The organism is Aquipuribacter hungaricus (assembly GCF_037860755.1).
Lineage (GTDB): Bacteria > Actinomycetota > Actinomycetes > Actinomycetales > JBBAYJ01 > Aquipuribacter > Aquipuribacter hungaricus.
Genome location: NZ_JBBEOI010000210.1, coordinates 1 through 6,099, shown reverse-complemented (window position 1 = coordinate 6,099; position 6,099 = coordinate 1). Strand labels below are relative to the sequence as shown.

6 protein-coding genes are annotated in these 6,099 nt (G+C 76.2%); 4 read left to right on the top strand and 2 right to left on the bottom strand.

Features of this window, described 5'->3' with window-relative positions:
- The 4 genes from WCS02_RS16285 to WCS02_RS16270 form a co-directional block, all read left to right on the top strand.
- On the top strand, positions 1 to 625 hold a 625-nt coding region (locus WCS02_RS16285), incomplete at its 5' end, for an SbcC/MukB-like Walker B domain-containing protein (protein ID WP_340295138.1).
- A 98-nt stretch (positions 626 to 723) separates the two neighbouring features.
- Positions 724 to 1,557 carry a PhzF family phenazine biosynthesis protein gene (locus tag WCS02_RS16280; RefSeq protein WP_340295137.1) on the top strand — a complete coding sequence of 278 codons (834 nt, stop codon included), beginning with the start codon at positions 724 to 726 and terminating at the stop codon, positions 1,555 to 1,557.
- Positions 1,558 to 1,775: 218 nt separating this feature from the next.
- Positions 1,776 to 3,284 carry a sugar transferase gene (locus WCS02_RS16275; RefSeq protein WP_340295136.1) on the top strand — a complete coding sequence of 503 codons (1,509 nt, stop codon included), beginning with the start codon at positions 1,776 to 1,778 and terminating at the stop codon, positions 3,282 to 3,284.
- Positions 3,281 to 4,297, top strand: a complete 1,017-nt coding sequence (locus WCS02_RS16270) for a glycoside hydrolase family 26 protein (RefSeq protein WP_340295135.1) — start codon at positions 3,281 to 3,283, stop codon at positions 4,295 to 4,297. Before WCS02_RS16275 ends, WCS02_RS16270 begins: the two co-directional genes overlap by 4 nt.
- Positions 4,298 to 4,326: 29 nt before the next feature.
- On the opposite strand, the gene WCS02_RS16265 is transcribed toward WCS02_RS16270, so the two are convergent.
- Together WCS02_RS16265 and WCS02_RS16260 are read right to left on the bottom strand one after the other, a co-directional pair.
- Positions 4,327 to 5,853 (bottom strand): glycosyl hydrolase, encoded by a 1,527-nt coding sequence (locus WCS02_RS16265; protein ID WP_340295133.1) that lies wholly within the window; start codon positions 5,851 to 5,853, stop codon positions 4,327 to 4,329.
- Between the two features lie 47 nt (positions 5,854 to 5,900).
- Positions 5,901 to 6,099 (bottom strand): hypothetical protein (locus WCS02_RS16260; protein ID WP_340295131.1); only part of this gene is annotated, 199 nt, incomplete at its 5' end.

The window sequence follows — 6,099 nt, the reverse complement described above, 5'->3', positions numbered from 1 at the left end:
GGCGACGGTCCGCGACGGCCTGCGCCGCCACGTGCCCCGGCTCGTGCGCGCGGAGGAGGCCACCGGGCCGCTGCGCGCCGAGGCCGAGGCCACCCGGGCGCTCGCCGAGCTGTGCGGCGGCGCCAACGACAGGGGCACCGCCCTGTCGACGTACGTCCTGGCGGCCCACCTGCAGCACGTCGTCGAGGCCGCCAACCTGCGCCTGCACGGCATGAGCGACGGCCGCTACGCCCTCGTCCACGTCGAGGAGGGGGAGGACCGGCGCCGCCGTGCCGGGCTCGGGCTCGCCGTGCTCGACGCGTGGACGGGGCGCCGCCGCCCGGCCGGGACGCTGTCGGGCGGGGAGACCTTCCTCGCGTCCCTGGCGCTGGCGCTCGGGCTGGCCGACGTCGTCACCGCCGAGGCCGGCGGCGCGCGGATCGACGCGCTCTTCGTCGACGAGGGGTTCGGCACCCTGGACCCGGAGAGCCTCGACCGGGCGATGGACGTGCTCGACGAGCTGCAGGAGCACGGTCGGATGGTGGGCGTGGTCAGCCACGTCAGCGAGCTCCAGCAGCGGCTGCCCCGGCAGGTCCACGTCGAGCCCGGCCGCACCGGCAGCACCGTGCGCGTCCTCACCGGCTGACGCCGCCCGACCGCACCACCCGGCCTCCCCGCGCGGCGCGTCGTCACCGTCCGCGTGCCCTGGGGGACAACCAGCAGGCGGTCTGTGACGATGCCGCCATGAGGGCTGCCGTCGTCGACGCGTTCACCGACCGGGCCTTCGCCGGGAACCCGGCGGCCGTCGTCCTGCTCCCCGCCGACGCCCCGACCCCGTCGCCGCGCTGGATGCAGCAGGTCGCCGCGGAGTTCGCGCTGTCGGAGACCGCGTTCGTCGAGCCGCTCGGGGGCTCCCGGTACCGGCTGCGCTGGTTCACCCCGTCCATCGAGGTCGAGCTCTGCGGCCACGCCACCCTGGCCACCGCCCACTGGCTGCTCGAGCAGGGCCTGGAGAGCGGTCCCATGACGTTCCGCACCATGTCGGGCTGGCTGGCGGCGGACGGGCGGCCCGGCGAGGTGACGATCACGCTGCCCGTCGTCCCGCTCGTGGACACCCGGGCCCCCGACGGCTTCGACCAGGCGATGGGCTTCCTCAGCTACGAGCTCCTCGGCTTCACCGGGCAGTCCGAGGCGCTGCAGCGCAACGCCATGGTCCTCGTCGACCCGGTCGACCTCCGCGACGTCACCCTCAACCTGCGCAAGCTCGCGTCCCTGCCCCTGGGCGGCGTGATCGTCACCGCGGCCGCGGACGAGACGGCGGCCGCCCGAGGGGTGGACGTCCTCAGCCGGTACTTCGCCCCGGCCCTGGGCATCGACGAGGACCCCGTCACCGGCTCCGCGCACGCCACGCTCGCCGGGTACTGGTGCCGCCAGCTGGGCCGGTCCTCGTTCCGCGCCTGGCAGCTGTCCGAGCGTGGCGGCGCGCTCGACGTGGTGCTCGACGACCGGGGCGAGGAGCCCGTCGTCCACCTCACCGGCGGGGCCGTGACGATGATGGACGTCACCCTCCGGGTCTGACCCCGCTGCTCTGCCCAGGTGACCACCGGGGCGGAGGGCCTGCGCCGGAGCGTGACCGTGTCGTAGTGTCGGCAGCGGCCCGCACCCGGCGACGGGGGCGCCGCGACCCCCTCGCGGCGCCGGTGGGCCGCTCCGGCAGCGACGTCGTGGGACGACGCGCTGTCGCCCCACGTGCCTGCGGCCGGGCCGCCGCGACCGGGGACACGAGGGAGCACACCGTGACGACCACCGAGCGCGTCCGACGCACGCCGGGAGCCCCCTGGCGGGCCCGCGGCACCGTGCCCGCCCAGCCGGACGCCGTCCCGGGTCACGTCCCGGCCGGCACCCCTCTCGTCCCCGGCCAGCGCGGCAGCAGCCGCGCCGCCGCCCCCCGCCGCCACGACCTCGGGGTCGTCCGCGCCCTGCGGACCCGGCGCAGCGCCATGATGCTGCTGCTCGTCGACGTGGTCGCGATGACGGCCCCGCTGGCGCTGGCCCCCCAGGCCGCCTCGTGGGCATGGCTGACGACGCTGCTCACGCTGGCGGTCTTCGCCAGCCAGGGCCTGTACCGGCCCCGCCTGCAGTGGTCCCTGCTCGACGACCTTCCCGCGCTGCTGGGCGCGCGCCTGTGCGCCGTGGCCGTCGTCGCCCTCGTGCTCCTCGTCCCGGGCGGCGAGCGGCCCGGCCCCGTGCTGGCCGCCGCGGCCTGGGCGACCCTCGCCCTGCTGCTCGGCCGGGCCGCCGCCTACGCCGTCGTGCGCCGGGCGAGGCTCGCCGGCCGCGTGGTGCACCGCTGCCTGGTCGTGGGCGGCGGGCAGGTGGCCGGCGAGGCCGTCGACCTGCTCTCGCGCCACGCCGAGCTGGGCCTCACGCCCGTGGGCTACGTGGACGACCGTCCCTCCGCCGGACTGGACGAGCAGGGCTGCCCGCGCCTGGGCACCACCGCCGACCTCGACGAGGTCGTGGCCGCGCACGACGTCACCGTCCTGCTCGTCACCTTCGGCGGGACCCGCGACAACCTGGTCAGCGCCGCCCTCCGCTCCCGCGTCGCCAGCAGCCTCACGCTGTTCGTCGTCCCGCGGCTGTACGAGGTCATGAGCGTGCGGGGCTTCCGCGACCACATCGGCGCCATCCCCGTCATCCGCGTCAGCCGCCCCCGCAGCGACGGCCTCGCGCCGGCCGCCAAGCGCGTCTTCGACGTCGTGGCCAGCGCCCTGGCGATCGTCCTGCTGTCGCCCGTGCTCCTGGCCTGCGCCGTCGCCGTCCGCACCACGGGCCAGGGCGTGCTGTTCCGCCAGGAGCGCGTCGGCCAGCACGGCGTGCCCTTCGAGCTGCTGAAGTTCCGGTCCATGCGCCCCGCCGACCCCACCGGCGGCGAGACGGCTTGGAGCGCGCACGGTGACCCCCGCATCACCGCGGTCGGCCGGTTCCTGCGCCGCACCTCCCTGGACGAGCTGCCCCAGCTCTGGAACATCCTGCGCGGGGAGATGACCGTCGTCGGCCCCCGCCCGGAGCGCCCGCTGTACGCCGAGCAGTTCGCGCTCGAGCACCCCTCCTACGACCACCGCCACCGCGCCCCCGTCGGGCTCACGGGCATGGCGCAGGTCAGCGGCCTGCGCGGCGGGGAGACGTCGATCGCGCTGCGGGCGCGCTACGACAACTACTACATCGAGAACTGGTCGCTGTGGGGCGACATCGTCGTCATCCTGCGCACCGTCGCCGAGGTCGTCCGGGCGAAGGGCGCATGAGGCGGCGGACGCTGCTCGCCGCCCCGCTGCTCGCGCTCACCGCCCCTGCCCTGGCCGCCTGCTCCTCCGACGGGCGGCCCTCCGGCGGCGGGATGCCCTCGGGCGCGCCGTCGGACGGTGCGCCGTCGGGCGGCACCGTCGGCCGCTGGCTCTCCGGTGCCTCGGGCAGCCGCGTCGCCGACGGCGAGGTCGCGGCCTGGCGCGGGCGCGAGCTCGACCTGGTGGGCACCTGGGCCGACACCCCCGACGCCAGCGTGGCGCTGTACGAGCTCCAACCCGACGGCCCGCTGGCCGGCTGGACCGGCGCGATGGACATCGCCGTCGGTGCGCTGGGCCCTGGCGAGAGCTGGTCCGACGCCGCGGCCGGGGCCTACGACGAGCGGTGGGCGGGGTCCCTCACGGCGCTGGCCGCGCTGCGCGCCGGGGCGGGGACGACCTTCGTGCGGTTCGCCCACGAGGCGAACGGCGACTGGTACGACTGGTCGGTCGACGCCGCGTCCGCCGCGGACTTCCGGACCGCGTGGGGGCGCTACCGCGGCCTGCAGCAGGAGCACATGCCCGACGCCCGCCTCGTGTTCTGCCCGAACAGCCAGAGCGTCGGCACGGGCGCCGACTGGCGCGAGACGTTCCCCGGCGCCGACGCCGTCGACCTGCTCGCCGTCGACCACTACAACCAGTACCCGTTCGTCAGCACGCCCGAGGCCTTCGAGGAGGAGCTGGGCGCCGTGGACGGGTGGGGCGCCCCCCGGGGCCTGGCGCGCCACGCGGAGTTCGCCGCCGAGGTGGGGCTGCCGTTCGCCGTGCCGGAGTGGTCGAGCAACTCCGAGCTGGGCGACTCCGCCGTCTTCGTCGAGCAGATGCACGGCTTCTTCGCCCGGTACGGCGGCGAGGGGCCGGGGCAGCTGGTCTACGAGGTGCTGTTCAACGTCGAGGAGTTCGACGACGGCAAGTTCGCCCTGCACCCCCGCACCGCCATGCCGGACGCGGCCGCCGCCTACCGGGACCTCTGGTGAGGCCGCGGCGGCGGTCGGCCGCGCAGGCCTCACCAGAGGCGGGCGTACTCCGCGGCGGCGGCCGGCTGGCGCGAGGCGGGGAAGAGCTGGAACGTGCCGGAGTCGTGCTCGGCGACGTTGAACTGGATCTCGTAGAGCACCTGTCCGGAGCCGGTGCCGCCGTGGCGGGACAGCCAGCGGTGGAGCTCGGCGACGAAGACGGGCGAGTCGCCCATGGACCCGTTGCTCGACCACTCGGCGACCGCGAACGGGCGGCCGACCGACTGGGCGAAGCGCCGGTGCTGCTCGAGGCCGAGCGGTGCGCCGGTGGCGTCGACCCGGGCGGCCGCGCTCTCGAACTGCTGCGCCGTGCGCACGAACGGGTACTGGTTGTAGACGTCCACGGCCATGACGTCGACGTCCTCCGCGCCGGGGAAGGCGCGGCGCCAGTCCAGGCGGTTGCTGCCCGACGTCTCGGAGTTGGGGCAGAAGACGAGCTTGGTGCGGGGGGCGACCTCGAGCTGGATGGCCCGGAAGCGCTCCCAGGCCGCCACGAAGGACGCGGTCTCGGAGCCGGTGACCGACCACGGGTACCACTCGCCGTTGAACTCGTGGGCGAAGCGGACGTACACCGTCCCGGGGCGGCTGCCCCAGGCCTGGCGGAGGTTGGTCAGCGTGAGGCGCCAGCGGGCGTCGTAGGCGCCGGTGGCCGCGGCGGCCCAGGTCTCGCCCCGGTCCTTGTAGATGCCGCCGACGGCGACGTCGAGGTCGCCCTGCCAGCTGCCGTACTCGAAGCCGGGACGGACGCTCCACTGGTAGGGCTGCGAGGCGAGGTTGTCGTTCCACGTGCCCGCGATCTCGACGTCGCGCCCGCGCCAGCGGCCGAACCGGCCGTCGGGGACGCCGGCGCCGGAGGCACCGGAGCGCCAGGTGCCCGAGGGGGCCGGGGCGACCGGCCCGGTGCCGGGCACGGGCTGCACGGGTGCGGGGTCGACCGGTGCCGGCTGGACCGGGGCGGGGTCGACGGGGGCCGGGTCGACGGGAGCGGGGTCGACGGGGGCGGGCCGGACCGGCTCGGCCGGCGGCAGCGACGTGCTCACGGCGTCGTGCACGAGCACCGTGCGGGCGCGGTCCTGCCAGACGGCGACACCCGTGCCGCGGCCGGCGTGGGCGGAGAAGACCGGGTCGGTGACGCTGGACAGCACCCGGCCCTCCGACGTCGAGGTGAGGGTGCTGCCGCGCAGCTCGACGCGCAGGTCACGGCGCTTGCTGGCCTGCAGCGGGACGTCGACGACGAGCCGCTCGCGGCCGCCGGCCATGCTGCGCACCTGGTAGCGGGTGCCGGAGACGCTGACGACGATCCGGTCGTGGGCGCCGGAGCTCCTGAGCACGACGGCCCCGTTGCGCTTGGCGTTCGACGCCTTCTCCACGACGGCGTCGACGCGCTGGTCGGGGCCGGTGGTGGGGGCCAGGTCGGTCGTGGACCACGCCCACGTGGTGCGGGACGAGAACGTGCCGGTGGTGGCGCTGGTGGCCGACGCGGCCGGGAGCAGCGTCGCCAGCACGGCGAGCAGCACGGCTGCCGCGACGGCGGGACGGGAAGATGCACGCACGAGGACCTCGCTCAGCAGACAGGACGGACACCCTGGACATCGACGCCGCAGCCGACGACGGGATCGCCCGACCGGGCGACCACCCGCGCGGACCAGCCGTCACAGCACCCGGCGGCGAGGCCGTGAGCGGGCCCGGGACGACCGGTGCGGCAGCCCCCGAGGACGCCCTCGCGCATGGCGCGGACGGTGCCGGCGCCGGTGCGCGGCGCG

Bases quoted from the DNA above. Each gene is read 5' to 3' on its own strand.
- WCS02_RS16280 (WP_340295137.1), top strand. From the start codon at position 724: ATGAGGGCTGCCGTCGTCGACGCGTTCACCGACCGGGCCTTCGCCGGG.
- WCS02_RS16270 (WP_340295135.1), top strand. From the start codon at position 3,281: ATGAGGCGGCGGACGCTGCTCGCCGCCCCGCTGCTCGCGCTCACCGCC.